At 39.9% G+C, this 25,994-nt stretch carries 29 protein-coding genes; 6 read left to right on the top strand and 23 right to left on the bottom strand.

Going from position 1 to position 25,994, the window contains the following annotated elements:
* Nucleotides 1–146 precede the first annotated feature (146 nt).
* Nucleotides 147–2,780, top strand: a complete 2,634-nt coding sequence (locus V7K98_RS18760; protein ID WP_335024461.1) for an ATP-binding protein — start codon at nt 147–149, stop codon at nt 2,778–2,780.
* A gap of 307 nt (nt 2,781–3,087) precedes the next feature.
* On the opposite strand, the gene V7K98_RS18755 is transcribed toward V7K98_RS18760, so the two are convergent.
* Entirely contained in the window at nt 3,088–3,480 is a 393-nt protein-coding gene (locus tag V7K98_RS18755; protein WP_335024459.1) for a hypothetical protein, read from the bottom strand.
* A 96-nt stretch (nt 3,481–3,576) separates the two neighbouring features.
* Between V7K98_RS18755 and V7K98_RS18750 the strand changes: the two genes are divergently transcribed.
* The gene (locus V7K98_RS18750) at nt 3,577–3,768 is read left to right on the top strand and encodes a hypothetical protein (RefSeq protein ID WP_335024457.1); all 192 of its coding nucleotides are present in this window, start codon (nt 3,577–3,579) and stop codon (nt 3,766–3,768) included.
* A gap of 49 nt (nt 3,769–3,817) precedes the next feature.
* On the opposite strand, the gene V7K98_RS18745 is transcribed toward V7K98_RS18750, so the two are convergent.
* Nucleotides 3,818–4,081, bottom strand: a complete 264-nt coding sequence (locus tag V7K98_RS18745; RefSeq protein WP_334855762.1) for a hypothetical protein — start codon at nt 4,079–4,081, stop codon at nt 3,818–3,820.
* A 357-nt stretch (nt 4,082–4,438) separates the two neighbouring features.
* On the opposite strand from V7K98_RS18745, the gene V7K98_RS18740 reads away from it, so the two are divergent.
* Complete coding sequence (locus tag V7K98_RS18740) at nt 4,439–5,077, top strand: glutathione S-transferase family protein (protein ID WP_335024455.1); 639 nt, start codon at nt 4,439–4,441, stop codon at nt 5,075–5,077.
* A gap of 347 nt (nt 5,078–5,424) precedes the next feature.
* Here V7K98_RS18740 and V7K98_RS18735 read toward each other — a convergent pair whose 3' ends face one another.
* From V7K98_RS18735 to V7K98_RS18670, 14 genes are all read right to left on the bottom strand, one after another.
* Complete coding sequence (locus V7K98_RS18735; protein WP_335024453.1) at nt 5,425–6,939, bottom strand: GH3 family domain-containing protein; 1,515 nt, start codon at nt 6,937–6,939, stop codon at nt 5,425–5,427.
* Nucleotides 6,939–7,547 (bottom strand): acyl transferase, encoded by a 609-nt coding sequence (locus V7K98_RS18730; protein ID WP_335024451.1) that lies wholly within the window; start codon nt 7,545–7,547, stop codon nt 6,939–6,941. Before V7K98_RS18730 ends, V7K98_RS18735 begins: the two co-directional genes overlap by 1 nt.
* Nucleotides 7,544–8,296, bottom strand: coding sequence for a sterol desaturase family protein (locus tag V7K98_RS18725; RefSeq protein WP_335024449.1), 753 nt, complete (start codon nt 8,294–8,296; stop codon nt 7,544–7,546). The genes V7K98_RS18730 and V7K98_RS18725 overlap by 4 nt, the downstream gene beginning before the upstream one ends.
* A 172-nt stretch (nt 8,297–8,468) precedes the next feature.
* Entirely contained in the window at nt 8,469–9,503 is a 1,035-nt protein-coding gene (locus V7K98_RS18720) for an aromatic ring-hydroxylating dioxygenase subunit alpha (protein ID WP_335024447.1), read from the bottom strand.
* A gap of 37 nt (nt 9,504–9,540) precedes the next feature.
* On the bottom strand, nt 9,541–9,837 hold the full coding sequence (locus V7K98_RS18715) for a 2Fe-2S iron-sulfur cluster binding domain-containing protein (RefSeq protein WP_335024445.1): 297 nt from the start codon (nt 9,835–9,837) through the stop codon (nt 9,541–9,543).
* A 71-nt stretch (nt 9,838–9,908) separates the two neighbouring features.
* Nucleotides 9,909–10,400 (bottom strand): hypothetical protein, encoded by a 492-nt coding sequence (locus V7K98_RS18710; RefSeq protein ID WP_335024443.1) that lies wholly within the window; start codon nt 10,398–10,400, stop codon nt 9,909–9,911.
* Entirely contained in the window at nt 10,397–11,506 is a 1,110-nt protein-coding gene (locus tag V7K98_RS18705) for an AAA family ATPase (protein WP_335024441.1), read from the bottom strand. The genes V7K98_RS18710 and V7K98_RS18705 overlap by 4 nt, the downstream gene beginning before the upstream one ends.
* 126 nt (nt 11,507–11,632) lie before the next feature.
* The gene (locus V7K98_RS18700; protein ID WP_335024439.1) at nt 11,633–12,811 is read right to left on the bottom strand and encodes a P-aminobenzoate N-oxygenase AurF; all 1,179 of its coding nucleotides are present in this window, start codon (nt 12,809–12,811) and stop codon (nt 11,633–11,635) included.
* Between the two features lie 39 nt (nt 12,812–12,850).
* Nucleotides 12,851–13,756, bottom strand: a complete 906-nt coding sequence (locus V7K98_RS18695; protein WP_335024436.1) for a ferritin-like domain-containing protein — start codon at nt 13,754–13,756, stop codon at nt 12,851–12,853.
* 210 nt (nt 13,757–13,966) lie between these two features.
* Nucleotides 13,967–14,998, bottom strand: a complete 1,032-nt coding sequence (locus V7K98_RS18690) for an aromatic ring-hydroxylating dioxygenase subunit alpha (RefSeq protein WP_335024434.1) — start codon at nt 14,996–14,998, stop codon at nt 13,967–13,969.
* Between the two features lie 5 nt (nt 14,999–15,003).
* Nucleotides 15,004–15,744, bottom strand: coding sequence for a hypothetical protein (locus tag V7K98_RS18685; protein WP_335024432.1), 741 nt, complete (start codon nt 15,742–15,744; stop codon nt 15,004–15,006).
* 173 nt (nt 15,745–15,917) lie between these two features.
* Nucleotides 15,918–16,925, bottom strand: coding sequence for an aromatic ring-hydroxylating dioxygenase subunit alpha (locus V7K98_RS18680; RefSeq protein ID WP_335024430.1), 1,008 nt, complete (start codon nt 16,923–16,925; stop codon nt 15,918–15,920).
* Nucleotides 16,912–17,331: an Mpo1-like protein gene (locus V7K98_RS18675; RefSeq protein WP_335024428.1), complete on the bottom strand. Its 420-nt coding sequence runs from the start codon at nt 17,329–17,331 to the stop codon at nt 16,912–16,914. Before V7K98_RS18675 ends, V7K98_RS18680 begins: the two co-directional genes overlap by 14 nt.
* A 409-nt stretch (nt 17,332–17,740) precedes the next feature.
* Complete coding sequence (locus V7K98_RS18670) at nt 17,741–18,517, bottom strand: uracil-DNA glycosylase family protein (protein ID WP_335024426.1); 777 nt, start codon at nt 18,515–18,517, stop codon at nt 17,741–17,743.
* A 99-nt stretch (nt 18,518–18,616) separates the two neighbouring features.
* Here V7K98_RS18670 and V7K98_RS18665 point away from each other — a divergent pair, with 99 nt between their 5' ends.
* Both V7K98_RS18665 and V7K98_RS18660 read left to right on the top strand, forming a co-directional pair.
* The gene (locus V7K98_RS18665) at nt 18,617–18,958 is read left to right on the top strand and encodes a type II toxin-antitoxin system RelE/ParE family toxin (RefSeq protein WP_335024424.1); all 342 of its coding nucleotides are present in this window, start codon (nt 18,617–18,619) and stop codon (nt 18,956–18,958) included.
* Between the two features lie 4 nt (nt 18,959–18,962).
* A complete protein-coding gene (locus V7K98_RS18660) occupies nt 18,963–19,277 on the top strand; it encodes a helix-turn-helix domain-containing protein (RefSeq protein WP_335024422.1) in 315 nt (104 codons plus the stop codon).
* Between the two features lie 36 nt (nt 19,278–19,313).
* Here the strand turns inward: V7K98_RS18660 and V7K98_RS18655 are convergent, their stop codons facing one another.
* From V7K98_RS18655 to V7K98_RS18630, 6 genes are all read right to left on the bottom strand, one after another.
* Nucleotides 19,314–21,020 carry an N-acyl-D-amino-acid deacylase family protein gene (locus V7K98_RS18655; RefSeq protein ID WP_335024420.1) on the bottom strand — a complete coding sequence of 569 codons (1,707 nt, stop codon included), beginning with the start codon at nt 21,018–21,020 and terminating at the stop codon, nt 19,314–19,316.
* Between the two features lie 22 nt (nt 21,021–21,042).
* Complete coding sequence (locus V7K98_RS18650) at nt 21,043–21,468, bottom strand: retroviral-like aspartic protease (RefSeq protein ID WP_335024418.1); 426 nt, start codon at nt 21,466–21,468, stop codon at nt 21,043–21,045.
* The gene (locus V7K98_RS18645) at nt 21,461–21,721 is read right to left on the bottom strand and encodes a hypothetical protein (RefSeq protein WP_335024416.1); all 261 of its coding nucleotides are present in this window, start codon (nt 21,719–21,721) and stop codon (nt 21,461–21,463) included. Before V7K98_RS18645 ends, V7K98_RS18650 begins: the two co-directional genes overlap by 8 nt.
* Nucleotides 21,722–21,946: 225 nt before the next feature.
* A complete protein-coding gene (locus V7K98_RS18640; protein ID WP_335024414.1) occupies nt 21,947–23,212 on the bottom strand; it encodes a glycosyltransferase in 1,266 nt (421 codons plus the stop codon).
* Between the two features lie 8 nt (nt 23,213–23,220).
* Nucleotides 23,221–23,859, bottom strand: a complete 639-nt coding sequence (locus tag V7K98_RS18635) for a YybH family protein (RefSeq protein ID WP_335024412.1) — start codon at nt 23,857–23,859, stop codon at nt 23,221–23,223.
* A 752-nt stretch (nt 23,860–24,611) separates the two neighbouring features.
* A complete protein-coding gene (locus V7K98_RS18630) occupies nt 24,612–25,043 on the bottom strand; it encodes a biotin carboxylase (RefSeq protein WP_335024410.1) in 432 nt (143 codons plus the stop codon).
* Between the two features lie 135 nt (nt 25,044–25,178).
* Between V7K98_RS18630 and V7K98_RS18625 the strand changes: the two genes are divergently transcribed.
* Nucleotides 25,179–25,790, top strand: coding sequence for a hypothetical protein (locus V7K98_RS18625; RefSeq protein WP_335024408.1), 612 nt, complete (start codon nt 25,179–25,181; stop codon nt 25,788–25,790).
* Here V7K98_RS18625 and V7K98_RS18620 read toward each other — a convergent pair.
* The coding region (locus V7K98_RS18620; protein ID WP_335024406.1) for a hypothetical protein at nt 25,763–25,994 on the bottom strand (232 nt) is incomplete at its 5' end. The two genes, V7K98_RS18625 and V7K98_RS18620, sit on opposite strands and share 28 nt — an antisense overlap.

Genomic DNA, 25,994 nt, shown 5'->3' with positions numbered 1-25,994 from the left:
ATCTAAGTCCTTAACGTTTAGTTCTTTTACCAGAAGTGGTATATTGGCACTTGATCTGACCGAGTACAAACTATGCATAAGCCCGCAGGCCAGAGAAGTCGAGGTGTTGTACTCACTACTAAAGGACAGGAAGGGAGAGTGGGCTTATGAACAAAAATGCTGGGCAAAGTGGTGTTTTTTCCCTATTTAAAGGTGTGCCCCTACGTCGCATCCTCGTAGCGTTGTTTGTGCTGCAAATCTTCCTAGCTGTGGGATTTACTGCATACTTATCAATCCGCAATGAGCAAAAGGCAGTCAATGAGGTAGCTAGCGAATTGCGTTATGAAGTCGCTAATGGAGTAGAGCAAAATTTACAGGCTTATCTCTCAACCCCGCGTCAAGTACTGCGCGGTAATCAAAATGTCATTGATATCGGGTTGCTGAAGATGGAAAATCTGGCAACCTGGGAGTCATATTTAATCAAGCAGTTAGAGATTTTTCCTAATGCTGTTGTTTTAACGGCAAGTAACGAACAGCAAGAACACTTAGGGGTAGAAAAGCTCAACGATCGCCAATATTTACTCAGAAAAGCCGATAAGTCAACTGGTTACGACCTTTACACCTACAAAATAGACTCTCAAGGTCAACGTACTCAACTACCAGAAGTCATCAAAAACTATGATGCGCGATCGCGTCCTAGTTATCAAGCAGGAGTTACTGCCAAACAATTCAGCTTTAGTCCGATTTTTACTTCCATTACCGAACCAACCCTTTTAATTAGCGCATCTCAACCTATATATGACTCCCAAGGTGAGTTACTCGGAGTCAATAGCACCCTAACTCATGTATCACAAATTGGGGATTTGCTACAAAATATTAAAGTTGGCAAGTCTGGGCAAGTTTTTATTATCGAGCGATCGGGGCTATTAGTCGCAAGTTCCACAACGGAAGAACCATTCCGCCTCCAAAATGGTAAACCGATTCGGTTAGCAGCTTCCCAAAGCGGGAATGCTTTGACTCAAGCCAGCGCGAAATATTTAGAAACTAAATTTAGTAACTTTGACGAAATTCAGAGTTTACAGCACCTAGATTTCTCTTTTGACGGCAAACGACAATTTTTAGAAATTAGACCGTTACAAGGCGAACCAAATGTTAACTGGTTAATTGTAGTAGCTGTCCCAGAAGTAGACTTTATGGGACAAATCGATCGCAACACTCAAACTACAATTTTTGTGTGTCTGGGAGCATTAGGATTAGCCACTTTACTAGGAATTATCGCCGCTCGTTGGATAACTGTGCCAATTATCTACTTCACCACAGCGACAAAAGATTTAGCTGATTTTGCCAACGGTGAAGACTCATTAGTGATCCAAGGCATTAAAGAAGTAGAAGTGCTGGGTGAATCTTTCAACGAGATGATGCAACATTTACGAAAAACCTTTACTGCACAGATTGTTAAAAATGAAGAGTTGGAATTGCAAGTTAAACAGCGAACTCAAGAATTACAGCAAGAGATTCAAGTACGGATTAACAGCGAGCAAAAACTAGGACAGCATAATCGAGCATTGGCGGAACTGGCAAATCACAAGGCAATTTCAGAAGGAAATCTAGAAACGGTATTTAAAATTATCACGGAGAAAGCCGCAAATGCTTTAGAAGTAGAGCGAGTGGGTGTGTGGTTATTTAATAGAGAACGCACCAAACTACAATGTCTAAGTCTCTACGAACGTAGCAATCAGAAACATTCGGCGGGTGTAGAACGCGATCGCGCAGATTATCCCATCTATTTTAAATCTTTGACATCTGCCCGAATCATCGCCGTTACCGATGCTAGCACCGATTTACGGATACAAGAATTATGGGATGAACAGCTAGAACCGAAAAATATTGTATCCCTAATTAATACCTCCATTTGGGTTGGGGGCGAAGTGGTGGGAATAGTTTTGTACGAACAGATTGATAATCCTCGAATATGGGAACTGAGCGAGCAAAACTTTGTTAGCTCAATTGCAGAATTTGTCGCTTTGAGTATAGAAGTGTGCGATCGCAAAAGTGCAGAATCCGCTCTACGTGAAGCTGAAGAAGCTGCTGAAGTTGCAAATCGTGCCAAAAAAACTTTTTTAGGAAACATGAGCCATGAACTGAGGACTCCCTTAAGTTCTATTATTGAAATTGCAGAAGCACTCCAAAATGAAGTCTACGGTACTGTAACCGCAGAACAGCGCCAGTTTCTAAATACTCTCGAATCTAGCGGGAAGAATTTACTAGAATTGATCAACCAAATTCTTGAACTTACCGATATTGAATCCAGCAAGATACAACTGCAACTAACTGCTACTTCGATTCCAGAATTATGTGACTCTAGTCTCAGTTTCGTCAAAAATTTAGCGTTACAAAAAAATATCCAACTGCGTGTACAAATCCCTGAAGAACTCGAACCAATCCAAGTTGATGAGCGCCGCATCCGTCAAGTATTTATCAACCTGTTGAGCAATGCTATCAAGTTTACTCACGACGGCGGCAAAGTTTGGATTGAAGTCCAGCCAACTTCTACAAATGAGTATATCTTTTTTAGTGTGGTAGATACAGGTATTGGTATGCTTTCCGATGACCTGTTTAAATTATTTCAGCCTTTTGTGCAGGTTGAAAATGCCTCAACTCGTCGTTCCGCAGGTATGGGTTTAGGATTAGTGATGGTGCAAAAAATTGTCGAGTTGCACGGTGGTACTGTCCATGCTGAAAGTCAGTTAGGGAAAGGTAGTCGATTTACAGTCAAACTTCCGTGGAAAAAAGTAGGGTAATAGTCAAATTACCCCACCCTAACCCTCCCCTTATAAAGGTGAGGGAACTGGATTTTCCGGTTTCCCCCCTTTATAAGGGGGGATTAAGGGGGGTAATTCGATTTGTGTATACACGGTAGCTTTTTAAAGGGGGTTAGGAGGGATCTAAAAGTGCCTAAAATTACAGCAAATCACTTTTAAAACATCCTCTTAAGTTCACACCTATAAGCAATGCTGTACCTTTACACCTATGAGCAATGCTGTGCCTTTACAATAGATGTGATTCAAATACACAAAAACTGCTGTAAATAAAATTTTGCACCTAATACTATGCAGTTTTAGTGTTTTCAGTGCTTGATTCGTCTGCGCCCTTTAAACGCGTTGCTCTGCTTTTACGAATGCGATCGCTTTTACGAACACCACCCGCCATTTCATATTCACTGCTATCTTTGCCATATTTAAAAGCAACTCCAATCAGCATTTTCTCAGTTAGATCGCCTAAGCTTTTATCCAATTCATCCATCTGAGTTTTAGAAGAGTCAATCACAGCTAGAGCAGTATTATAAGCATCTATCTTGGTACGATATTGCTCAATTAGCTGTATCATATTCTGCAAGTTGCGTGTATCTCCAAAATCGATGCTGGGATCAATTGCTTTAAGTCCCGCCGCTCTTAATTCAGCTTTTTCTAGAACCCGGTATGTACGTTTTTGACGAGTCATAAATGTATTGGTTTCAATCTGCTTTAGAGCTAGTTTGGCTTACTAAAGCCGTATTTTAGTCCAGTAAAATCCTCATAAATTAGTATCTAATAAAATGTGGAACTCAGTATTTATCGCAAAAATTATGATTTTATGAATGAAAATCGTGATTTTGTGAATGAAAATCGTGATTTTATGAATGAAAGTCGTGATTTTATGAATGAAAGTCGTGATTTTATGAATGAAAGTCGTGATTTTATGAATGAAAGTCGTAATTTTGTGAATGAAAGTCGTGATTTTATTAATTAAATTGAATTTCTCTGAGTCTGACTGTTGCATCTTCTACAAAATTAAAAAATTAAGATACTTTTGGTTGCTGCCATAAAATGAGTTTCAATTCAGAGCAGTTACAAGCCCCATCACTAATTTCTCCTTCGTGGTTAGCTAGCCAATCATAAATTTGTGCAGCTTTTGCTAATGCTACTTTTTCTGAACGATAAAGTCGAGCAGTAGGGCAATAGGCTTGGCCATTGATGTGTATAGCTACAATTTGCCAATAATCGCTTTCTGGTACAACTTCTAAAAACCCGTTACTGTAAGACTCGATTATTCCTATATTCATCTACACCATCAAACTTTCTAATGTTGTTCGCAACAAAGCTGATGCCAGCTAATTTTTGCAAGTTAAAGCTGGAATCATCAGGAAATGCAGTAGCAACCCCTGTTTATGATTGTGGGTTTGTAGCCAATAAAAATCTGAATTATCGATCACTTTTTGGCAAAAGCCCTAAACCACCAGATAGATGAAGAGTTGAGGAAATGATGATAAGTTAATTAGGACTTACGTAAAACTAGACGCGGTAGGGGTAATTCATGAATTGCCCCTACCGGAAACTTAAGGTTTGGGTTATTTTTTGCGTAAGTCATGGTTAAGATAAGCAAAAACTTTTGTCAACCCAATTGTAAAAAAGTAGCTCTTATGATTATTGTTCATCATCTTAACAACTCGCGATCGCAGCGTGTGCTATGGCTGCTTGAAGAATTAGGTGTCGATTATGAAATTAAGTTCTACGAACGCGACCAAAAAACGATGCTAGCACCAGCATCACTGCGCGAAGTTCATCCACTCGGCAAATCACCAGTGATTACGGATGGAGAAGATACTGTTGCTGAGTCGGGAGCTATCATTGAATACATAGTAAATCGCTACGGCAATGGTCGGCTAATCCCGCCATCTGGTACGCCAGAACGTCTGCGTTACACCTATTGGCTACATTACGCTGAAGGTTCAGCAATGCCTCCTCTGGTGATGAACCTTGTTTTTAGCAATTTTGGTATAGGAGACAGCAGCGTAAAAGATGCATTTATTGCACCCCAAATCAAACTTCACTTTGATTATATCGAAGCTGAACTTGGCAAGAGTACGTGGTTTGTAGGCGAAGAATTCACCGCCGCCGATATCCAAATGAGCTTTCCTCTAGAAATAGTCTCTACGCAAGCCGAACTCATTTCAAGCCGACCTCAGATTAAGCAATTTATCGATAGCATCCATGCACGACCTGCTTATGAACGCGCTCTTGAACGTGGCGGCAAATACGACTACGCTAAGAGCATTTAATAATTCTCATACTTCAGATCGCATTTGTTATAAAACCTCATCCTGCCTCCGGTTTCCCTCTCTTTAATAAGGCGGTGTACACACAAGTGTTTGTTGACGGCGTTTTAAGATTTATCGCGGAGCCCTGGAGATACCTCACCCTGATTTTGCTGTGCAAAATCTGTCCCTCTCCTTATTAAGGAGAGGGATTAAGGATAAGGAGAGGACAGGGTGAGGTTTTTCTTTTGTTTTGGGTAATTCGATGATTTGTGTGTACACCGTAGCCCATGTTTTGGAGAGGGATTGACGGTGAGGTTTGCTGTTGTATTTAATTACGCCTATCTACTTAATAGTTCGTTGTGAATTAGCTATTTTTGGGTAATTTGCAATTTCAATTCTTGTAAAAGTTCATTGCTAATAGGTGATGTTGCCAGAATTGGATGCTTAATACCTCCCCAAATACTTCCAGTGCGGATACGATGGGAAACTAACACTTCAGGAATTTGATTAGAGATTAAAACCTGTGGTGGTGCAAGTTGACCGATGGCTCTAGCTCTCTGGTATTGATATGATTTTGATAGAGCCAGATCCAATTGTTCTGCAATAATTTCTGGAGTTTCTTTTGCCGAATCTAATAATAAAATGTAGTGGGGAGGATCGGCAATTGGCATCAAGCTTTTAAAATTAGTTTCTTGCAAGTTCAACAGAGTTAGAGCATTATTTACAAAGGTTTCTTGCAACTTTTCGCCCACCAAATCACTAATGGCTTGATGTCGTCCCAGAAACTCTAAACAGGGAGTGTGGCGATAGTAATGAGTTACCCGAATGCGATCGCCAATGCGATAACGATACAATCCCCCTTTCTGCGATAAAATAACTGTGTATTCCTTGCCAGTGTTGAGTTCATGCAAAGCATACAGGCAACCAGTATCATCCTCAAACTCGAAAAAAACTTCATCAAGAACCGGCACACATCCCCCAGCGACAATCAAGGGAATCGTTATTGGGGCTTCGGTTGCTAGTAGTCCCTTACCTTGAATTAATACGCCTGGAAATTGCAAACGTAATCCCTGAGCTTGATCTGCTGCATTGGCGCTATCCCAGCAAGAAATCAGCTTCAAATTTGGCCAGAGTTGCATCCAGGGAATATTACTTTTGGTGAGGAGTTGCAGCCGTTGATGTGAAATCCGGTTGTGTAATTCCGTTTGCAATAAATCCTGATTTTCTTGAATATATTTTAAATGTACTTGCAGAAAACTAGGACTCCAAATAGAAATAATTTCTAGTTTTTCAGTCTCTAATAATGCTAAAGCTAGTTGATGTTTAAATAAGTTCGCGTCATGCAGCCGATTAAGTTTATTTGGCATCACCAACCAAGGACGCAAAAACCAACGCAACCAGCCATCTAAATAATCTAAATCGTTCTGTAAACTTTGATTATCAGCTACATCTAATTGTGGCGAGATACAAGCATAAATCTTGCCTGTGGAAAATTTCGGGCCATGTACAATCAAATCGTGCGCCCATACACAGAACATCTGATTAAACGATCGCCGCAAAGATTGAGTATAAGGAATCAATTTTACAGCCCCACTACTACCAGAGGTTTTTTCATAGAACAAAATGGGTTCGGGAGTGAGGGCAATTTGCTGATTTTTCTGATTTAACCAGGGTTCGAGTGCATCATAATCTACAATTGGTACACGCTGCCAATCGTCTAGAGAATGAATCCCTAGAGTTTTACCATATTCGCTTTTAATTAGGCGATCGCAAATTTCCCTTTTTACAGATGTCTGCATTAACTCTGGGTTATCCAAAGCTCGATAAAATCGCCTCGCAGTTGGCGCGAGGATTTGCCCAAAAAGCTGAATAATCGGACGCATTATTGCACCTTTTGATTAGGATAAAGCTTGGTGGCTGCTGGTAAATAAGAACCATCAGCAACGACTACACCGGGAGCAAGATTAGATCCTGCTCCCACAAAAACATTGCTGCCAATCTGGACTTTTTTAACATACAGCATTAAATTTTGCTTGCGGGGTTTAATGATGTGGCAATAGATACCGACACCATGCCCGACAACGACGCGATCGCCAATTTCTAATAAACTGCGATCGGCAATCTCCAATCTTGTTGTCCAGTATACATCTCGCCCCACTTTAGCACCCCACAATCGCAACCAACAGGAAAATACCCCTGGAATCAGTCGCAGCACTGCTTCTAACACCGGAATTGCAATATAAATTACCTGGATTTGATGACTACCCCACCAGGGACTATATTCTTTACCTAGTAGATAACTAATACCCTCACGCACAGGATAAACCCATTCATGCAAGCGGTAAACTAGCACTGGTAGCCCATAAATAGAAAGCAACACCGCCAGAATACTGAAGATATTGGGTGAATAAGCGAGGTAGATTATTGCTGCACCAGTTAGCAATAATATAAAGGTGGGAAAAAACGAAAGAATTTTACTTATAACTGTCATGAAAATGGCAATAAAAGTTTTTGGAACAAGTTCAATGAGATAGGAATTCCAATTATAGATGGCAACTTTTCGCTTTCATAATATGTGCCATGTAACTTATCCCAAATTTTCAGATTAGCCCCATAGTTATAATTGTGGATTTCGCGGCAATGATGCCAAGCATGATTCTGTGGTAAGATTAACCAAGTAGATAAAAGTTGATATAGCCTGGTATTTGCAGGAATCATCAAGCGGCTATGTCGCCATAAATCTAAGGCAGAAGTTAGACTGACTCCAAGTAAATAACCTGTGGGATCGGCTAACAGATATACAAATAAAGTGTGTATCCATAAATAAACAATTAACAAACTTGTCCAAACTGTATTGCGAGAAGTTCCTAATACATCCATCTGAGTAACAGTATGATGGACTTGATGAACTTTCCACAACGATTTAGTATGTAATAAACGATGATTCCAGTAATATAAATAATCAACTACAACAAAACTGATGATAAAAGTCGGTATTAATGATAGTTTTAAATTTCCTTGTTGCACAGGGAATAAATGTTGATATAGCGAATAAACTAAAGTAGCTTGTAGTAAGGGAATTAAAATTCCTTGAATCGTTAATCCTGTACCATCTAGCAACCAATCTTCACGAGTTTTTCTTTTAAGTTCAGTTCGTCCAAGGTGATTGCTAATAGTCCAACCAATTAATGCGATAAAAGAACCAAAAATTAGTAGTTGTGCAAAGTTTTGTATTTCCACTTGTGATTGCTCATACTGATATTGAAAAGGGGTTTTACCCCACCCTAACCCTCCCCTTATAAAGGGGAGGGAACTGGATTTTCCGATCTCCCCTTTATAAGGGGAGGGAACTGGATTTTCTGATCTCCCCCCTTTACAAGGGGGGATTAAGGGGGGTAATTACAAATTATTCTTAAACCCAAAATGTAACTTCTACTGATTGATTTGGCAATAAACGCGGATCTTCTCCACGAGATATAGCCGCTATGATTGACTCTACAAATATATGAATTGTGTCCGCAGGGGTATTATAAAATTGTGTCCCGTATTTAGCGATCGCTTCCCCTTGAATACCCAAAATTTCCACGTCTTGGCGGATAATGTGTTGAGCAGTCCACCGCACAAAGGGACGTGCTAACTTATTCCAAATACCGTAGTTATAGGTGACATCTGTATAAACTAGAGTTGAATTATCGTTTTCTGGAATAGATTGACTGGTAATGAACAAATGGCGATTATGTGCCATCTTATACTCTACAGAAGTAATGTTTGGCATATAAAAGCGATCGCTATGTTTAATCTCTGCATTCTGCAAATTCAGAAAACGGCTGTACCATCCCAAATTACTATTTTCGTTGCGATACTCCACCAAAACCGAGCCATTGCAGCGTTCTACAGTCATCTCTAACTTTTGCTGGCGGGAAGTACGGAAAACCCCAGGATGAACAAAAGCCGTATGGGGAATATCAATAAAGTTCTCTGCACAATTAGTCACATTGTTAGCAAAACGGTTAATTACCCGCACCGTTTCCCATCCGGTTTGTCCGTAGTGAGGCATAGAAAAGGGTTCAGTCTCAATACTTGGGGCAACGCTTGGCGTATCGGCTAACCGCACATAAACATAGCCATCTTGTTCTTTGGTAGCGTAACACTTGGCTCGACGCTGTGAGGAAGGTTTGAAATCATCTCCTTCGGCTGGAACTGCAATAACGTTTCCAACGCCGTCATATACCCAACCATGATAGGGACATTGTAAAGTACCCTTACAGATTTTACCTGATGATAGACGGCTATTGCGGTGTAAACAGCGATCGCGCAAAGCTACGGGTTGTCCATCTTCACCGCGAAATATGGCTAACCATTCTCCTAAAATGCTACGTGATAATACCTTGTTAGGTTGTAATTGCTTGCTGAGTGCGACAATATACCAAAAGTCTGCAAATTGCATAGTGGGTGGGAGCGATCGTATTTAAATTATGGCAACCTCAGAAGCCAATACAGCACCTGCGAATTTCAACATTATCTGTAACATCAACCTGACAAGCTAACCGCGCATGAGGATGATTAGCTGCTAACATCTCCAACATTTCCTGCTCATCAGGTTTAGGAGGAGGAATATTACCAACAACCTCAACCAAACAAGTGCCACAAATACCAGTCCGACAACCAAACAAAACAGGTGAATTCTGAATCGTGAGATGTTCAGACAAATTTTGATATAGTTGCAGAGTCAGGGGAGGGTAATCAGTTCCTGGAAAAGATATCTTACAAAAGTTAGACATATATAAATATTAGTGGACTCACGACTTTTGGAAATATTAATTTTGTAGCGGGTATCTACCATTCACCAACATTATTTTAAATTAAACAGAAATGGTTTGACAGATGAAATCAGACGATCTAACTCAGTATTATTATGTATGAGAAGATCGTGTTCCCATAATTCATTCGTTTTATCAGAGCAATCCTTGGCAAGGGCTTCTCCAATCTTTTCAAAACTCTTGTTAATATCTCTCCTTAAACTCTCTGGTTCAGACAACACTCCAAGAACAAATACTCTATTTTTTAAATCATCTGGAATCTGATGTTTTACATAAGTTAATCTATCTTTATCTTCATCAAAATCAATCAGCAAAATTATCATTCTTTGTGGATATTGCCGCATTGTAGAGGCATAATCATTCGTGAATTTCTCCACCACTTTTTTCCAACCACCAGCAGGCGGCAGGACTTGAATAGCGCGGCTATTGAGGTTTAGATCAAGAATAAATCCGTTCACAATCTGGCGATTAGCATCATCTTCAGGCAAGACAAAAACGTGTGGCTGATAGTGATTTATGCTCATAGTTCTATATCGCCACGAATCAAGGCATCTACAAGATCGCCTTGAATTGATAGATCACTGAGCAATCTGACCAAAGTTGGCTCTAAGTGGCTTTTTCGATCAAGTACAAAGGTATTTTCATTTGAAAATTTTCGGATTGCTTCAGGATTATGAGATGTCACCAAAATTTGGCCAACATTCCTAAATGAGCCTCGCAGTGATGTTATAAAATGTCCAATCTCTGATATAGCGAGATAGTTGTCAGGCTCGTCCCAAAAGCAAAAAAGTGGGCCGTATGATTCGTTTGCAGCTAAGACAACAGCACAAAGAAAAAAGCATTTTTCACCGTCAGACAAGGCTTCAAAGTCAACACTCAAATTCGCATTATTTTCTTGAAACCGAACAATCATGCTTTTGGAGTCTTTGCCGATTAATTCATTCAGAAAATCCTTAATATCAGGCATAACTTTAAGGAGATATTGAACAATCTGTGTGTAGGCGGCAGGATAGCGACTGAGTAACCCAGAAAACCACTCTCCGAAGTTTGAACCATCCCGTTTTGGCTCTAAAGTATCGCCGTTTGACTCTCCTGTCATTAAGCTTGGGATCGGGGCTAAAATGATCATACGAGCAAGCCAAGTCTTGAAAATCCGAAGCGGATCTGTTTCTGATTGCTCCTGAATGACTGGAAGAGCAACAAGATGCCAATCCACCAGGAACTGAGCCTCACGATTTTGTGAGCTAGTGTGAAGAGTGACTTGAGCTTCTTTTCGAGAGTAAATTGGATCTCCTGAAACTAGCAGTTGTTCTTGAAAAACTCGAAGTTCTTTAAATTTTTCCGGCAACTCTAAGGCAAGGATATATTTATATAATTTCTCGTGAAGTAATACTTCTATTTCAAACCGGATCGGAACATCAGACCTTCCACGAGTGAAATCCTTCTGCTTGACAAGTTCGCCAACTCTATTTGTACCTCGACTAATTTTCTGAAGTACCTCTAATGCATAAGCAGTAGTTGATTTACCTGAACCGTTTTTTCCAATCAAGAGAGCAGATGGCATCCCCTTTATGGTCAGTTCAAAGTTTTCTAGGCATCTGAAGTTGTGTATATACAGTCTTTGGAGCATTTGAACCTTATCTTTTTTTGGATATTATTATATATCAATTATTCTCTTAACGAAATGCAAATAAAATCAGAGTAATCTATTATACTCTTAATTTACACAAACTGAATTTACCCTATTTTTAATATTCTATTCATTTGCAACAAGTCTTTGCCAATTATCAGTGGAATACTGTTCAAACCCTTGAAATGCCTTTTTTTGAGTTACCAAATATCGAGAAACTGAATTAGTACCCATCAGTGACATATTCCGATTACGTTGCCAAAGATAATCAAGCTTTTCAACATACACCTGATAAGATTTCATCGCCTCTTGATGAGTTGAAAAACTGCGCTGTAACCCTTCTGACTCTTCTGTAAAACAACGCCGCATCATTTCTTTAGCATCCCTATCACTCATCTCAAAAATTGGCGATCGCAGCACTTGATAAATCTTGCCATACAGCGCCGGATCGTACCAGAAAATCCCGTTAATTGCAGCCGAAAAATGAAAATGATCGCGCTGACATCCCCATAAGCCCAAGTTAGCTACTAGTCGCTCAAATGCAGTTGGTGGCTTCAGGCAAGTAACAACATCGTGAGATATAATTGTCGAACTATTGAAGTGAAAACTTTCATCCATAAAGTGATAATAAGAGACTTTAGCCGGAATTGGCGCAGCTTCAGGATGAGGATGTTTTTGATAATAATTGCTGAGTTTGTGCTGTACCAATTTGCCGTTTAGTGTCCGCACTCCCCGGACTGTGAAATACTGACAAGCCAAAAAAGTATTATTTGCAGAAATCAGCCCAAAGTATTGAAGTTGAATTTTTTTCCACCAAGTTTTTAGGGCATTGGTGTCAGCATAAACCATCGTTTCTGTAAAAGGGCCGCGCATGTGGTAGGTAAATATAAGTTCCCCAAACAAAGCTTGTTCAGTCTGCTTGGCAATTGTGCGGAAGGCGTTAATGTGCGATCGCTCTTGGGCAGATTCCAAGTCTAATGTGTCGCAGATTAAGCGAAAATCCTCTTGTGCGTAAAGTCCGGCTGCACTGGTTTGATTGAAAAAGATAGTGGCAATTTCAGCAGAAACAATTTGTGAGTAGTAAGCTACCCAGTAAAGTTGGTTTAAAATTATACGCTGATGTTGGCTGGACTGTTCCCATAAAGGTGTACCATATAGTAGGGAAAACTCTTCTGGGTTCCAATACTCGTTTTGACAATCTTCATAGCAAAACTTGGTAACAGCTTCATCCATTAAAGCAGTATGGTCTTGCTGTTTGTTGCGGGTATGATTAATTTGTAACTTGCGATGAATAGTTTTTTCCATATCCGTTTTAATTTAACGCAGAGATAAGATTAATATTGATTACACACATTGATGGGCGGGAAGGGGTTGAAAGGCTCCCCGTTCTTCTAAATTTTGCAGGATAGACTGGGCTGATTTTATCCCCATGAGCGATCGCAATATTTGTAATCGCGTTCCACTATGATTTTCGGTATCCAGTTCTTCTAGAACTTGGATTTTTTGCGATCGCGTCAGATGTCCTTTTACTTGTTCGACTGCTGCTAGTACGCTTTGCGGCCCCACCTGTACCATAAACAAAAATTGTGACAAGACATCAAGAATTGTTGTTTGACTCAATGCTGAAACTGAAATTTGATTAAACAAGGTGGTTCCCGTAGCGTGATGACGGGATTCCGATTGTAAAAAACTGGCAAAAAGTTCTGCTAAAACTGGATGGCGGCATTCCTTCGCTAAACGCCGATAATGGCTTAAACCCCATCCTTCTAAAATCACTTGCAACAGAAACAATAAAACTGTTTTATCTGCACTTTCAACCACTTCTGATAGTAAGCGCAAAAACGGATCGTTCATGCGAGTTACTTCCATTTCTGGTAAAAAATGGCTAATTTGGTGAAGGTGGGTAGCTTCATCAGCCGTAAACAGTCCATAAAGCATTCGTTCTTCAACTGTTTCTGCTAACAGTACCATTTTTGCCATATAGCCAACGCCTGCTTTCTCAATGAAATATGATTCTTCTAACAAACTGCGGTTCGCAAGATCCAGAATAGCAGATTGTTCAGTAATATTAGATTCTTGAAAAATTTTGACTTGATGTAACTTGAAAAAATCAGCATTCCAATAATTTAACTGTGGGTAATTAACATAATGATTCTGATTGGGTAACGCTGCTGTTAATATCCGTTGTAAACTGTCATGAGAATTTGTATGTGGTAGATCAAAACCGACAATATTGTATTTAAAATCCATTTTTTTCCTGTTAAATTAAAGTGAATTCAAGGTTATATAGCAATTCTATTTGAGTATAAACATTATCGAACCGCCAAGCCGCCAAGTACACCAAGAGAAGAAGGAAAAAATTTTACGAACCATTAAGGACTGCTATACCAATTGTCCATGAGTTTGCGCTGAATGATTACTCCTCCTCTCTTGGCGTACTTGGCGTACTTGGCGGTTCGTTCAATAATTAACTGCATCTTCATAGCGATTAACAGTATCCCAAGTTCCCCAGCTTAAAGCTTTCTGGTAATTAACGTGCTGAATAAATTCCAGAATAGATTGATCTGCTTTAGTCGGAGTCTTCAAATCAAACTGAATTGTCTGAAATACCTGCGTATCCCCTTTTGCAAAATAATTACCAACCTGCTGAGTTAAGCTTAACAAACCACGATTTAAAACCCATCCCCAAAACCCCGAACGCTTAGGAGTCACAAGAATTGTTTGCCCTTCAGTTTTACCACCTTCTATCATTCGCAGCGTAAATATAATATAGAAGTGCAGGAAATCTGGCCCTAGCGTCACAGTGCCAGTGCTGCCATACCAGTAACACATACTATAAGTAACTTCGTTGCGATATAGAGGACGAATCAGGCGAATTAACCAAGAATCATCACCTCCCCGTGTAGTGTTGCTAAAAGTAATAGCGTTGTTATTTACGTCTTGAGAATCAAATACAATCTCTAAAGGCAGATTGTGTACTGTATTAAAGTGGTGAGCATCAATCGCATTAATTAGTAAGACATTGGGATGGCAGTTTTTGACAAACCGAGCGCCCAATATGTAATCGCAATCTACCTGTTCTAATTCTGGTACAAAGGGCAGCGAACTTGGCTTTTCTTCTCCCACCCAAACCCAAATCATGCCATATTTTTCCGCCGTGTGCCAAGTTTTAATACACACAGGTAGCGGTTTTCCGAGAGAAGGAACATCTACACAAATTCCGCGACTGTCATACTTCCAATTATGAAAAAAGCAGCGAATTCCATCACCTTCTACCTTCCCTTCTGCTAAATGTGCGCCCATGTGTGGACAATAAGCATCTACAGCTACTACCTGACTACTAACTCCGCGATAAATTGCCAGATTTCTACCTAGCAAACTTATAGCTTTTATCTTACCAATTTTTAATTTTTTCGATGGTAATGCCCAGTACCATCCCTCTATAAATTGAGTTGAATTGTTAAAGTTTGATTGTATGTTTGTAGATGGCATAAAATTTAAATTAAAACACAATCTTGCACAAGTTTTAACGATGGTTCTGACTCCCACATCCGTTTTCCAGCACGAGTGAGATTGTCATAGTTAATTTCAGTTAAACAAACCAATTCATCACCTAATCGATAACCTGGGTTTTTTTCTTCAAAAAATTGGATATGGGGGTTAGTTTGTCTTCCTGTGGGGATTTCAATCAACCCCTCACGCAGAATTTGGGGATGCTGAAAATGGACAATACCAGTTACTTCTTGGTATAAACTACCATAGTATTCGCGTGCTAAATTCCCCATTAGATTCTTAACATCGGCAGGTGTTGTGACATCATAACGGGGGTAGAAATCTTGCCAAAAAGTAGGGAGAAAACGATAGGTGCGAAAACCAGAGCAAATTAGCAGCCAGTAAAGTTTATTTTCTGCATAGTGTTGACGCAGAAAATTGATAGCGGCAATCCAACTGCGTGGTAGTGTTGTACTTGACCAAGCACTAGGATCAACAATAGTGTCGCCAGAATACACCACACTAATTTTTTCTCCCAAAAAAGTCTTTTGACATAATATCAGAGTTGAAAATCCTTTGAGTGCGTTGGATGTTTCATCTCTCAACAACAAAACCCAGTTTTTGCGCTCTAGATCGACTAGAAACCCATCCCAGGTTATACCTTGGAAGTGATTTTGCAGCAACGCATACATGGCAGTGCGATCGCTTAATTGCAACTTTTGAACCGGAATCAGCAAACTCTTCATTATTCGGAAATTACCTAAACTCGGTTTGTATGATGTTTGTAATTTACACTTTATAGACCCAACTAGTAAATTTACTGTGTAATGTGACAGATTCCAGAATGGTTATTTATAATACTCAAATCCCCAGACTCCTCAGATCCCCGACTTCTTAAAGAAGTCGGGGATCTGGGATCTTACCCCAGCTTACTATTAGTTTTTGACCATCGAGACGGTTTTAGCTGGTTCACATATTCCATATATTGAGCTAATGGCTGATCAATACTAAGGAGCAACTTCGGATTAAAGCGAATATTGTCGTAAATCTTACCATCTTCATCTCTGAGCATATAGTAAGCCAACCGAGTACAGAATAGCAAAAACTGACTTAGCAGATATCCCACAATACCTTGACGCTTTTCAGTTACATAAATCGGTTGAATTCTCGTTTTTTCAGGTGCAATGGGAGTATAAGCATATATCATATACAGTGGCGGAAAAAGCCTAACATCCTTCATCATTGTTAACAACCCAATGCAACCATGAGCATAACGCATTGAATACTGATATGTAGAACCTAGAAATCTTTGACCTAACTTTTCTCGAAATGTAGTTTTTGGGAATTGTCCCTGCATTGTAAAGTCAATTTGCGTCCCTAATTCGCTGCGATGTAGCGACAGATCCATTTTGATGTCTAAATGATGAATTGTTTTTAAATGTTGAGCATCAATTCCATTCATCATACATATATGGTGATGGCAATTTCTTTCAAACGGAATATCTGCTTGTGTAACAATTTCTTTGCCCTTCAATTCATCAAAATAAACTACTCCTTCCGGGGCTTTAGCATCTGGATAAATCCAGATAAATCCATACTTCTCTTCTGTTGCATAACTTTGTAATTTAGCTTGACTAGGAATTTCTGATTGACAGGGAATATTTTGACAAACCCCTGTTTCATCAAATGCCCAATGATGAAATGTACAACGAATCCAATTACCATCAACTTTGCCAATTCCTAAATCTGTCCCCAAATGAGGGCAGTAAGCATCCAAAGCCCGTACTTGCCCATCTTCACCTCTAAAAATGGCAATTTTTTGACCGCATAATTCTACAGATTTTGCTGTTTTTTTAGGGATTTCATGACTAGGACAGGCAATATACCAACCCTTAGCAATTACATTCCAGTTGTTAAATACTTGCATAATTGTTTGATAGATAATTATTCAATATTTCTTGCCGTTGGCGAATATCATCTTGATATTTGCCCATTAAAATCCTGATTAACATTTTACCCAAACAATAAGAAGCTCGCCAAGAGAATAGAGCATCTTGTAAATCAATATGGCTACGCTCAAATAAAAAATGTCCGGTTAATCCTAACAATTGAGTTAATGGTAATCCCAATAGTAACCAAAAGTTTTTCAATTTCCAAGTATAAAAAAGTAAAATGTAAAAAAAGAATATTCCTAGAATGTGTAGAGCAATATTAATTGGATGTTGATGTTTAAGAATAAAAATATCCCAGTAATCTGTAAAAGGATGATCCAGAATTTGATTATTAATACGATTTCTCAAACTTTGTTGAGTATTAGAATTGATATTACTCATAAGATGGAGTGTGAAAAAGAAATATATTTATGCCTTAATAGTCATTGTCAGCCACACAAATACCTTTACATTTAATCCCATTCGTCGCAGTACGCTGACAATGAGAACATAGAACTTTTTCGTTTTCTGTTTCTTGATTTGTCTCTATACTAGTGCTTGCCTGTAGCTTGCCTTTTTCGGTCTTAAGTTTTTCACTCATAAGAATCGAGGAATTATTCGCTGTTTAAATTTTACAAGTTATTTAGCAATGATTATTGGTGAGGCACAATCTAATATAGCAAAGTGATACCTGTTCTGAATAAAGCGATCGCTTTACGCCCCCTGTAGGCATCGCTCTCACAAAAATAGTGCGTCATATTTTGTTGAGATAGCGTGCAGGAAGAGCGATCGCACTGGCAACTAACCTTATCTACAACCCTGATAAGTGGGCAAAAATTTTTTTATGCCAGTAATTAATCCGGTTTTCTCGTGTTGGTGATTTACCCATTAGTCTACCCCAAGCACCATTTGCCGCACCACTAGGATGAGGAAACTCAAGGTGTTTAACTCCTAATTTTATACTTCTAATGGCGCTACTTGCTTCTCGTCCCCAGGTAACGATCGCAAGCGGCTCAAAAATTTCTAACTCTGCCTTCAGAACTTGAATGAAGCGAGTCCGATCTTTCTTACTCAGATGAATACCGTCATCACAACTAGCCTCACTTACCCATACTTTGAAAATGTCTGTGAGGTAGACTCGGTATCCTGCATCTAGTAAGACTTTGATCAAATCAAAATATAGCCTTGTATTAGGCAAATCCTCACGACAATTTTTCAAATGCAGAGCGTAGGGTGTTCCAATACTAATTTCCTCTACTTTTTTATCACTTTTTCTTAAAGGATCTTGTCCGACGAGAACAACTGTTTTCTTATTTGAAATATTATTGTTCTTTTCAAGGACACTTGGAATATCTACTCCAATAACTAAAGCTTCTTCGTAGCATTTCTGAAAACTTTCATCGTGAGAGTGAAAAATATTTCTGGGAAGCCTCTGATCCTTGGGATAGCCCTCTAATTCAAATTCTTGCAGCATCTTCTCATAGAGATTTTGTAATTTATCTTGTGAAATATCCAGAACTTTAGATAACTCCTTATGCAAGGCTTCAAATTCGTTGGCTTTAAATTGGGAAAATAAGTAATCTGACATAAATTTAGAAGCTATGACCAATACAACATCAATGTAGTTTGCCCATAATCTAATCTCTAACTTAATGGAGCGATATATCAGATATGATATAAATACAGCATGGGAGATCAAAGTAAGCCTTTAGTTTGGCTGCATGGTGAAGTTAAAACCCCACCTTTCAGTCAAGAAGCACGCATCGAAGCGGGTGTTCTGCTCAGGCAATTACAGGAAGGTGAATCCCTTGGGTTGCCACATTTACGCCCTATGCCAAGTATAGGAATTCACTGTCATGAATTACGTATTCGAGATGTAGATAAAAACTGGAGGATTATTTATCGAATTGATGACGATGCAATCTTGATTGTTGAAGTCTTTAATAAAACAACGAGAACAACATCCAAGAAGATAATTGAGGTTTGCAAAAAGCGTCTGAGCAAATACGATAACGATCAACAGGAGTAATGTGATGGATCAATATAAAAGAGAACGTTTAGAATCTAAAGGGTGGAAAATTGGCACAGTTTCAGATTTTTTGGAGTTAACACCCGAAGAAACTATATTTGTTGAAATTAAGCTCGCTCTCAGCCAAAACTTGAAAGAGCGTCGGCAAAAACTGATGACTCAAAGTGAACTCGCTGCTAAGATTAGTTCCAGTCAACCTCGTATTGCTAAAGCTGAAAATGGCGATGCTTCAGTATCAATTGAATTGTTGATCCGGGCAATGTTAGCAACAGGTGCAACCCCTCAAGATATTGGGCAAGTCATTGCTGATGTGAAATAAAAGCAACTTTTCTCTGCGTCTGGAGCGTGACATAATTCAACAAGGAAACAAAACATTTCCCAACTTTTCCCGCCCCAAGCGATCGCTCACTTCACCCCCGCAAACAACCCGAACCCCATTAATATAAACCCCTTGCACAATCTCATCCGAACCACGTTTAACCATCCGAGGTTCACCATCTAAAACGGGATCTGATATCTGCACCTGCGGGCTAATTGGCTGATTTAAAGCATTGGGATCGAGTAAAACTATATCTGCTTTCGCACCAACTTTCAGAACTCCCGTATCCAGACGAAACCAACCAGCAGGTTCTCCGGTAACGCGGTGAATTGCAGCTTCCGGTGAAAGGAACTTCGTTGTAACTGCTTGTTTGAGCAAAGACAATGCCCCATCATAGTAGCCCAGATTACGGACGTGAGCGCCAGCATCGGTAAAACCAGGCAAAATATAGGGATGCTTCATCATCGCTAAACGGGGTTTTAAGCGATCGTTCGCTCCTGTGGCCACCCAGCGTAAATCTGTATCGTATTTTTGTAATGCATAGATAAATAAATTCACTGGTTCTTGTTGCTTTTGACGAGCAATTTGGGCAAAACTTAACCCTTGCCAACTTACTTCGGGACAATCAATAACTTCCATCAAATCTAACTGACGATGGAATGATTTACGCCATTTACTCAGCCATTCTTGGCGAAACTGACGACGAAAAATTTCTGATGCCCATAGTTGTTGCCTTTCGTTTCGTGACTTACAGCCATTGAGTTGTGCGCCTGTGGAGAATTCTTCAAATAAGGGAGTCACAGATCCATCAGAATAAATGGTGAAGGGTTCCGTTAGGGTTTGAAAGCGCACATTCCCATTTAGAAGCCGATTCCAAATAAAAAGTAAGGGGGAAAATATTCGCCATAGGTTGCGATCGTGTACCGCATCTAAGGCTGAGAGAACTGTTAGGCGCAGTGGTTTTTGTCCAATCCCTGAACCCATCCGCAGAATCTCTGCAAAGGAAGATAGCTTTTGTAAATTGGGTGTGACTTGAAAAACGCGATCGCACCGCCTACACAAGTCTGCTAACATTGCATATTCTTTAAATTTGGCGTGTTGAGAGGGAATTGTACAACCTTGCCATTGTCCACTCATCCGATGCCAGGGAAACATATCAATAGAAATGCCAATAAAGCCAGCATCTATTGCATCTGTGGCTATGCGCTGCATAACTTTTAGTTCAAATTTTGTCGGCTGAACGGTTAAGCTGCGTTCTAATCCCATTACATGAGCGCGTAAGGCACTGTGTCCAAACATGGGGGCAACATTGGGGCCAAGGGATAACTGTTGCAAGTGCTGTAAATATTCTGCTGGTGTCTGCCAGGAAACCGACTTTTTCAACCATTTTTCAATCAGCCGATGGGAAAGTGTCTCTACCCTCTGAAAAATATCAGCTAGGATTTGGGGTTCTGCGATCGCCACAGACAAGCTACAGTTACCAATAACCACGCTGGTAACACCATGACGCACTGATTCGCTCAATCCCGGTGCAATTTCTAACTCTAAATCGTAATGAGTATGAATATCTATAAATCCAGGTGTCACCCATAACCCAGAAGCATCAACCACTTCCCGCGCTGGGGTAGCTAAGGAGGGTGCAATGGTGACAATCCGGCCGTTTTGAATGCCGATATCTCCGCGCATAGGTGGAGAGCCTAAGCCATCGAAAATTAACCCGTTTTGAATCAGCAAATCTAACATAATTGTTTGTTTTTTCTAACCGCTATGATTTTCTTGGATGTACTTCAAAAGCTAAATCTGTGCGGTAAAAACATACATCAAACTCTGCAAAAAAATTTGTATGTCCGACTATCAGAGGTACTTCCCTAAATTCTGTCCAAGCAAATGCCAAAAGAACGGGTGAAAACTCGGCAACTGTAGCTGATAGCACTAAACCGCGTGCTTCCATTTGAGCCAGATTACCAGTTAACTGGACTGGAACTGTTTGCTCTTCCCAAACTACCCCTAGTTGCAGACCAATTTCATAAGGTAAAACATTGACACTTGCACCTGTATCCAGTAACGCCATAACTTCCAAAGACCGGTTTCTGAAGGTCAACATTAGTGGCAAATAGGGCATTATGCTGGATATACCGAAACTATTCTTCCGCTCAATAAAAGGAAATCTTTTGCTATTACTATTAAGCATTTCCTTCCTGCTTTGCCGCCTTAAGAAGTTCAGACAATGTTTCAGCAGCTTCATAAGCCTCGTAGGGAGACCAGACAACTGCTTCAGTAGAAGCTAGTTGCTTTAGGAGTAAGTTTTCTCGATCTTGTTCATCGGTTGGTTCTAACTCGCAACCATCTTCTCTAGCAACCTCTCGCAATAGAAAATGTATAAGGCGTAATTTGTCTTGGTGTGATAGTTGACTAACAGCAGGAAGCAGTTCATTTAGTGGCATACTGTTACTCTAAAATGGGAATTTATTGCCATTATAGGCTGGAGATCAAGTTCAAGAACCGGGAAAAGATAATCATCCTTCTCATACTTGTCAAAGAAAAAACCTAACGCATGGTCATAACCAAAGATAACTATCTCATCTTTCTCTGTCTTGGAAACTATTTGTGACACAGGAACTAAAGTTGCCAGGTTATCTAAGTTTACAAATGTTAAATATACTACTTGCTTAAACTGTTCGTCCCCGATGTTCAGTTTTCACCCAGCGCGATCGCTCTTTTTGCACACACATCTTGAAAGTGGTTACAATCATCACAGGAATCCAATGCACCATGTATAATGACCCTTGAATTGTTGCCCAAACTAAAGACCATCCTCGTAAATTTTGAAATTGGCAAAGTCCAGCAATAAAAGCAATTGTCAGAATAATACTGAGTAGTGTTTGCAATGAAAACAGAACGGGATGATGGCTATAAAATATTGTCCAAAGTAAATCGGGGATTAATCCAATTGGCAGCAGAAATTGTAATAAAAAAAACAATAATAAATCAATTTCTTTTGCCCAACCTAAAGTCAGAATTTGAGGGAAATAATCTAGGTAACGCTGATAGCCACCTTCAGCCCAACGACAGCGTTGATACCAAAGTTTTTCCCAAGTAGTGACACCTTCTTCCTGAATTGATGGAACTGTCACAAACTCAATTTCTGCACCTGCTAAATAGAGTTTGAAGCAAAGATCCAAATCATCGGTGACAGTGTTTTCATTCCAACCTTGACACTTTTCTAACAATTCCCGCCGAACTAACATCCCATTACCGCGTAGTTCAGACATTCCACCGATAGCAATGCGATGGGTTTGTAGAAAGCTATCACAGCACATTTCCATCTGCTGACAACGGGTTAAGAAGTTAGTATTAGCATTAGAAATCGCTTTTCTGACTTGCACTGCACCGATCGCTTGCTTCTGAAACAAAGGTACTGTTTGCTGGAGAAAGTTGGCAGGTAATTTAGCATCCGCATCACAGACTAGAATAATCTCCCCTTCCGTAAAGGGAAAAACCGCATTCAACGCCCCTGATTTACCACCTTTTGATTCCCGTCGATGAACTTGTAAAGCTGGAAATTGAGTTTGTAATTCCCTCAATATCTGGGGGGTTGCATCGGTACTGCCATCATCAACAATCCAGATATCTAGGGAATCACTGGGATAATTCAATTGGTATAGGCTGTAAATTAGATTAGCCAAGACTGGACTTTCATTTTTAGCCGGAACTAAAATTGAGACTGGCGGTAAATAAATCTCATTTTCCATCACCGCCGCCTCTGGTTTCGCTAACAGCATCCGTAACGTTTGCACAGTTAGGATTACCGTTAATCCCAACATCAACCATTGTGTTTTTGGTAGCCAGTGCAGTAAACTCACGCCACCCCAGACTAATAAAACTACTAGGGTTGCTTTGAGACGGCGATGAAAGCTAATGGTGCTTCTTCCCACTTTATTTGTTATATTCTTTCGGTTTGTGGCTTATTCCTGCGTCGTAATAATAACATCGTCACTGCCCCCAGCAGGAAACCGCCTACCCCGGCTGCAATTGCTAGAATCCGCCCCAATTGTTGAGCAGCATTCAACACCGGGTTATCCAGCATATTGGAGGAAAAATGTAGTGATTGAATCATCCATTTATCTTGGAGCTTTTGCAGCACTGCTGTCCAGCGCAACACCATATCAGCCGCTTTGCCATCTTTAAAAGAGAAAGATGCGATCGCTTCTCCAGACGCAACATCTATCTCTGGAGTGAGAAATGTTCTAACCGTATCTCCCTTTAGTTGCATTTTGATATCTGTAATCGTACTGGAAAACTGCTGATTCCAGTACTTGTCAAACTCAGCAACTGTGTGAAAAATCTGGTTATCAAGTGTTGTAATTGTGAAATTTGGGTGCAAGTAAGGCTGTATTTTGGCAAAATCACGAGTGTTTAGGGCTTGCAGAGCAATATCTCGTGTGCGAATAATTGCATTTATCTCCTGTGGGTTGACATCTGCCAAAGCAGATTGGGGTAGATTCCAAATTACCAACACCAACAAAACACTCCAAAGTAGCTGAGTGCATTTGTATATGCTTGCCCATCTCTGTTTCATCATATAAAAAACCTCTAGATTGAGTGACGCTTACCGAGAATTTTTTAATGTTAAAGAATTATCCAAGAAATAAGTAAGTGGGCGTAAATAATTAAAGGTTTGTAGTAAGGGCTTTAGCCCTATTCTCAAGGCTAAAGCCCTTACTACAAGCCAATTTAATTAATTTTACATTGCCTAACATAGTTTGATTTATTCTTGCCCACCTACTTAAATTATCCCATTTTGTGGGGTAGGCATCTTGCCATTGGTGTCAACTTAACATGAAAGCCTTGTGAAGAAACGATCTTGAGTTGACTCACTTCCCATCACGATCCGCGTTACCTCACCCCGGCTTTGCTGAAGCAAAACCTCTCCTCCTCTTATTAAGGCGTGTATACACAAGTTAGTAAGGGCACGGCAGTGCCGTGCCCCTACGAGAAATCTATCAAATCTATCTGTATCAAGGTTTTCGTGAAATGTATTACGCATTTAGAGGAAATACCAAACATGGATTATTCAAAAACCACATCTTTCGTAGGGGCACAGCACTGCTGTGCCCTTTCTTGAGGACTTCGCTAGCGCTGCACTCGTAATGACAATTTATTGGGTCTAGAAGGCTTGAAACCTTTGCAGATAGCACTTGTGTATACACCGCTAACTTCATAACCAGCCTTGAACTTTAGTTTAAGACTAATAGCTAAAGTCTACTAAAGTACACTAAAGATTTTTGCGGATAAATAGCTCGCCGTAAATAAATATAATATGTGAAGTCAAGCCTACCTACGCACTTGACCGCTAAATCCAGCTGCTTTAAACTGCTTCAGCTTCAACGGAGTAGGCTGATTTGCAGGTACAGAAATTCTCAACTCAAAATCGCTAATACCTGTTGGTACTTCAGCAATAGAACCTAAACGAGTACGGTTTTGCATCACCGAGTCGTTATTGGCATCATAGATACGTCCAAAAATATCTGCGTCGTAGACTGTTTTATTAGTGCTATTTTCTGCCTTGCCAATGACAATAAAACAATTAGCAGCTGCGCTACCACTACTGATCACAGCCCCTTGTGCTAGTTCTGGTGGACAATCCTTATAACTAACATCAAATAATTTAATCTGTGTCAACGCTACAGCAGGGGGAGCTATCACCCATGATAGAAACACGATGACACAGGAAATCAAAACAACCGTAAGTGAGCGCAACCGCATAGAAGACCTCGTTACTAAATCCAAGAATATGTAACTTATAATCTCAGCTTACCTGAATTTAACTACAAGGGATTGAAGACTTTAATTTAACCTTTGTAATAATTAGGGAAATAAACCCTCAATTGCTATTAACTTATGACTCCAGATGAGATTGAAGCATCTATGCTCGCAGCCTTTAATGATTGTGATGCAGCAAGCTGTCCTCTCACTGACACGCAGAAGCAGATATTACTGCAAGTAATCGAGCAAATTCAGGGAAGTTGTGCTTTCGGGGTGTCAGATATTGCTAACCCCTTAGATGAACTTAACCCAGAGGAATTAGAAGCATTTTTACAGTTTGTTAAAGACGAAGAACAACTTAACCGCACTTGGAAAGTGCAATTGCTCAACGACTGGTTGCTAGATAATGACTCTGGAACAGTACAGTTTATTCGGCAACGTTATGGTTTACAGTGGCTGAATCGGGTTGAGTCATGCCATTTTGATAAGTATTCTTATTTTGAGGATGCACTAAAGTTAAGAGTAGGCGATCGCATTGAAGTTTCTAATGCACTTTGGGAATGGGTGCAAGAAGATGGCCCTTGTAAGCGTGAATGGTTTCCTTGTATGGTGATTAAAGTCAATAAAATTAGCAATGATGATGATTCTTCTACTAACTGCGTTGTCCGCTTCTTTAACGGCGCTGAGTATGAAATTCAAGGAATGTACGAATGGAATCGCTATAACTGGCGTTGGCCGCAGAAATAGTTAGGAGTAAATCTCATTGAGCCTTTGAACTCCATTAATGAGCCTTTGAACTCCATTAATGAGCCTTTGAACTCCATTAATGAACCTCTGAACTCCATTAATGAGCCTTTGAACTCCATTAATGAGCCTTTGAACTCCATTAATGAGCCTTTGAACTCCATTAATGAACCTTTGAACTCCATTAATGAACCTTTGAACTCCATT

The sequence above is a fragment of the Nostoc sp. genome, from assembly GCF_036917435.1.
GTDB lineage: Bacteria > Cyanobacteriota > Cyanobacteriia > Cyanobacteriales > Nostocaceae > Nostoc.
This window is presented reverse-complemented; position numbering and strand designations above follow the sequence as displayed.

Bases quoted from the DNA above. Each gene is read 5' to 3' on its own strand.
- V7K98_RS18645 (WP_335024416.1), bottom strand. From the start codon at position 21,721: ATGCCACTAAATGAACTGCTTCCTGCTGTTAGTCAACTATCACACCAA.
- V7K98_RS18730 (WP_335024451.1), bottom strand. From the start codon at position 7,547: ATGACAGTTATAAGTAAAATTCTTTCGTTTTTTCCCACCTTTATATTA.
- V7K98_RS18705 (WP_335024441.1), bottom strand. From the start codon at position 11,506: ATGCTCCAAAGACTGTATATACACAACTTCAGATGCCTAGAAAACTTT.
- V7K98_RS18695 (WP_335024436.1), bottom strand. From the start codon at position 13,756: ATGGATTTTAAATACAATATTGTCGGTTTTGATCTACCACATACAAAT.
- V7K98_RS18700 (WP_335024439.1), bottom strand. From the start codon at position 12,811: ATGGAAAAAACTATTCATCGCAAGTTACAAATTAATCATACCCGCAAC.
- V7K98_RS18660 (WP_335024422.1), top strand. From the start codon at position 18,963: ATGGATCAATATAAAAGAGAACGTTTAGAATCTAAAGGGTGGAAAATT.
- V7K98_RS18760 (WP_335024461.1), top strand. From the start codon at position 147: ATGAACAAAAATGCTGGGCAAAGTGGTGTTTTTTCCCTATTTAAAGGT.
- V7K98_RS18675 (WP_335024428.1), bottom strand. From the start codon at position 17,331: ATGAGTAATATCAATTCTAATACTCAACAAAGTTTGAGAAATCGTATT.
- V7K98_RS18670 (WP_335024426.1), bottom strand. From the start codon at position 18,517: ATGTCAGATTACTTATTTTCCCAATTTAAAGCCAACGAATTTGAAGCC.
- V7K98_RS18715 (WP_335024445.1), bottom strand. From the start codon at position 9,837: ATGTCTAACTTTTGTAAGATATCTTTTCCAGGAACTGATTACCCTCCC.
- V7K98_RS18735 (WP_335024453.1), bottom strand. From the start codon at position 6,939: ATGCGTCCGATTATTCAGCTTTTTGGGCAAATCCTCGCGCCAACTGCG.
- V7K98_RS18720 (WP_335024447.1), bottom strand. From the start codon at position 9,503: ATGCAATTTGCAGACTTTTGGTATATTGTCGCACTCAGCAAGCAATTA.
- V7K98_RS18625 (WP_335024408.1), top strand. From the start codon at position 25,179: ATGACTCCAGATGAGATTGAAGCATCTATGCTCGCAGCCTTTAATGAT.
- V7K98_RS18630 (WP_335024410.1), bottom strand. From the start codon at position 25,043: ATGCGGTTGCGCTCACTTACGGTTGTTTTGATTTCCTGTGTCATCGTG.
- V7K98_RS18680 (WP_335024430.1), bottom strand. From the start codon at position 16,925: ATGCAAGTATTTAACAACTGGAATGTAATTGCTAAGGGTTGGTATATT.
- V7K98_RS18650 (WP_335024418.1), bottom strand. From the start codon at position 21,468: ATGCTTAATAGTAATAGCAAAAGATTTCCTTTTATTGAGCGGAAGAAT.
- V7K98_RS18755 (WP_335024459.1), bottom strand. From the start codon at position 3,480: ATGACTCGTCAAAAACGTACATACCGGGTTCTAGAAAAAGCTGAATTA.
- V7K98_RS18635 (WP_335024412.1), bottom strand. From the start codon at position 23,859: ATGATGAAACAGAGATGGGCAAGCATATACAAATGCACTCAGCTACTT.
- V7K98_RS18690 (WP_335024434.1), bottom strand. From the start codon at position 14,998: ATGCCATCTACAAACATACAATCAAACTTTAACAATTCAACTCAATTT.
- V7K98_RS18745 (WP_334855762.1), bottom strand. From the start codon at position 4,081: ATGAATATAGGAATAATCGAGTCTTACAGTAACGGGTTTTTAGAAGTT.
- V7K98_RS18740 (WP_335024455.1), top strand. From the start codon at position 4,439: ATGATTATTGTTCATCATCTTAACAACTCGCGATCGCAGCGTGTGCTA.
- V7K98_RS18655 (WP_335024420.1), bottom strand. From the start codon at position 21,020: ATGTTAGATTTGCTGATTCAAAACGGGTTAATTTTCGATGGCTTAGGC.
- V7K98_RS18685 (WP_335024432.1), bottom strand. From the start codon at position 15,744: ATGAAGAGTTTGCTGATTCCGGTTCAAAAGTTGCAATTAAGCGATCGC.
- V7K98_RS18710 (WP_335024443.1), bottom strand. From the start codon at position 10,400: ATGAGCATAAATCACTATCAGCCACACGTTTTTGTCTTGCCTGAAGAT.
- V7K98_RS18665 (WP_335024424.1), top strand. From the start codon at position 18,617: ATGGGAGATCAAAGTAAGCCTTTAGTTTGGCTGCATGGTGAAGTTAAA.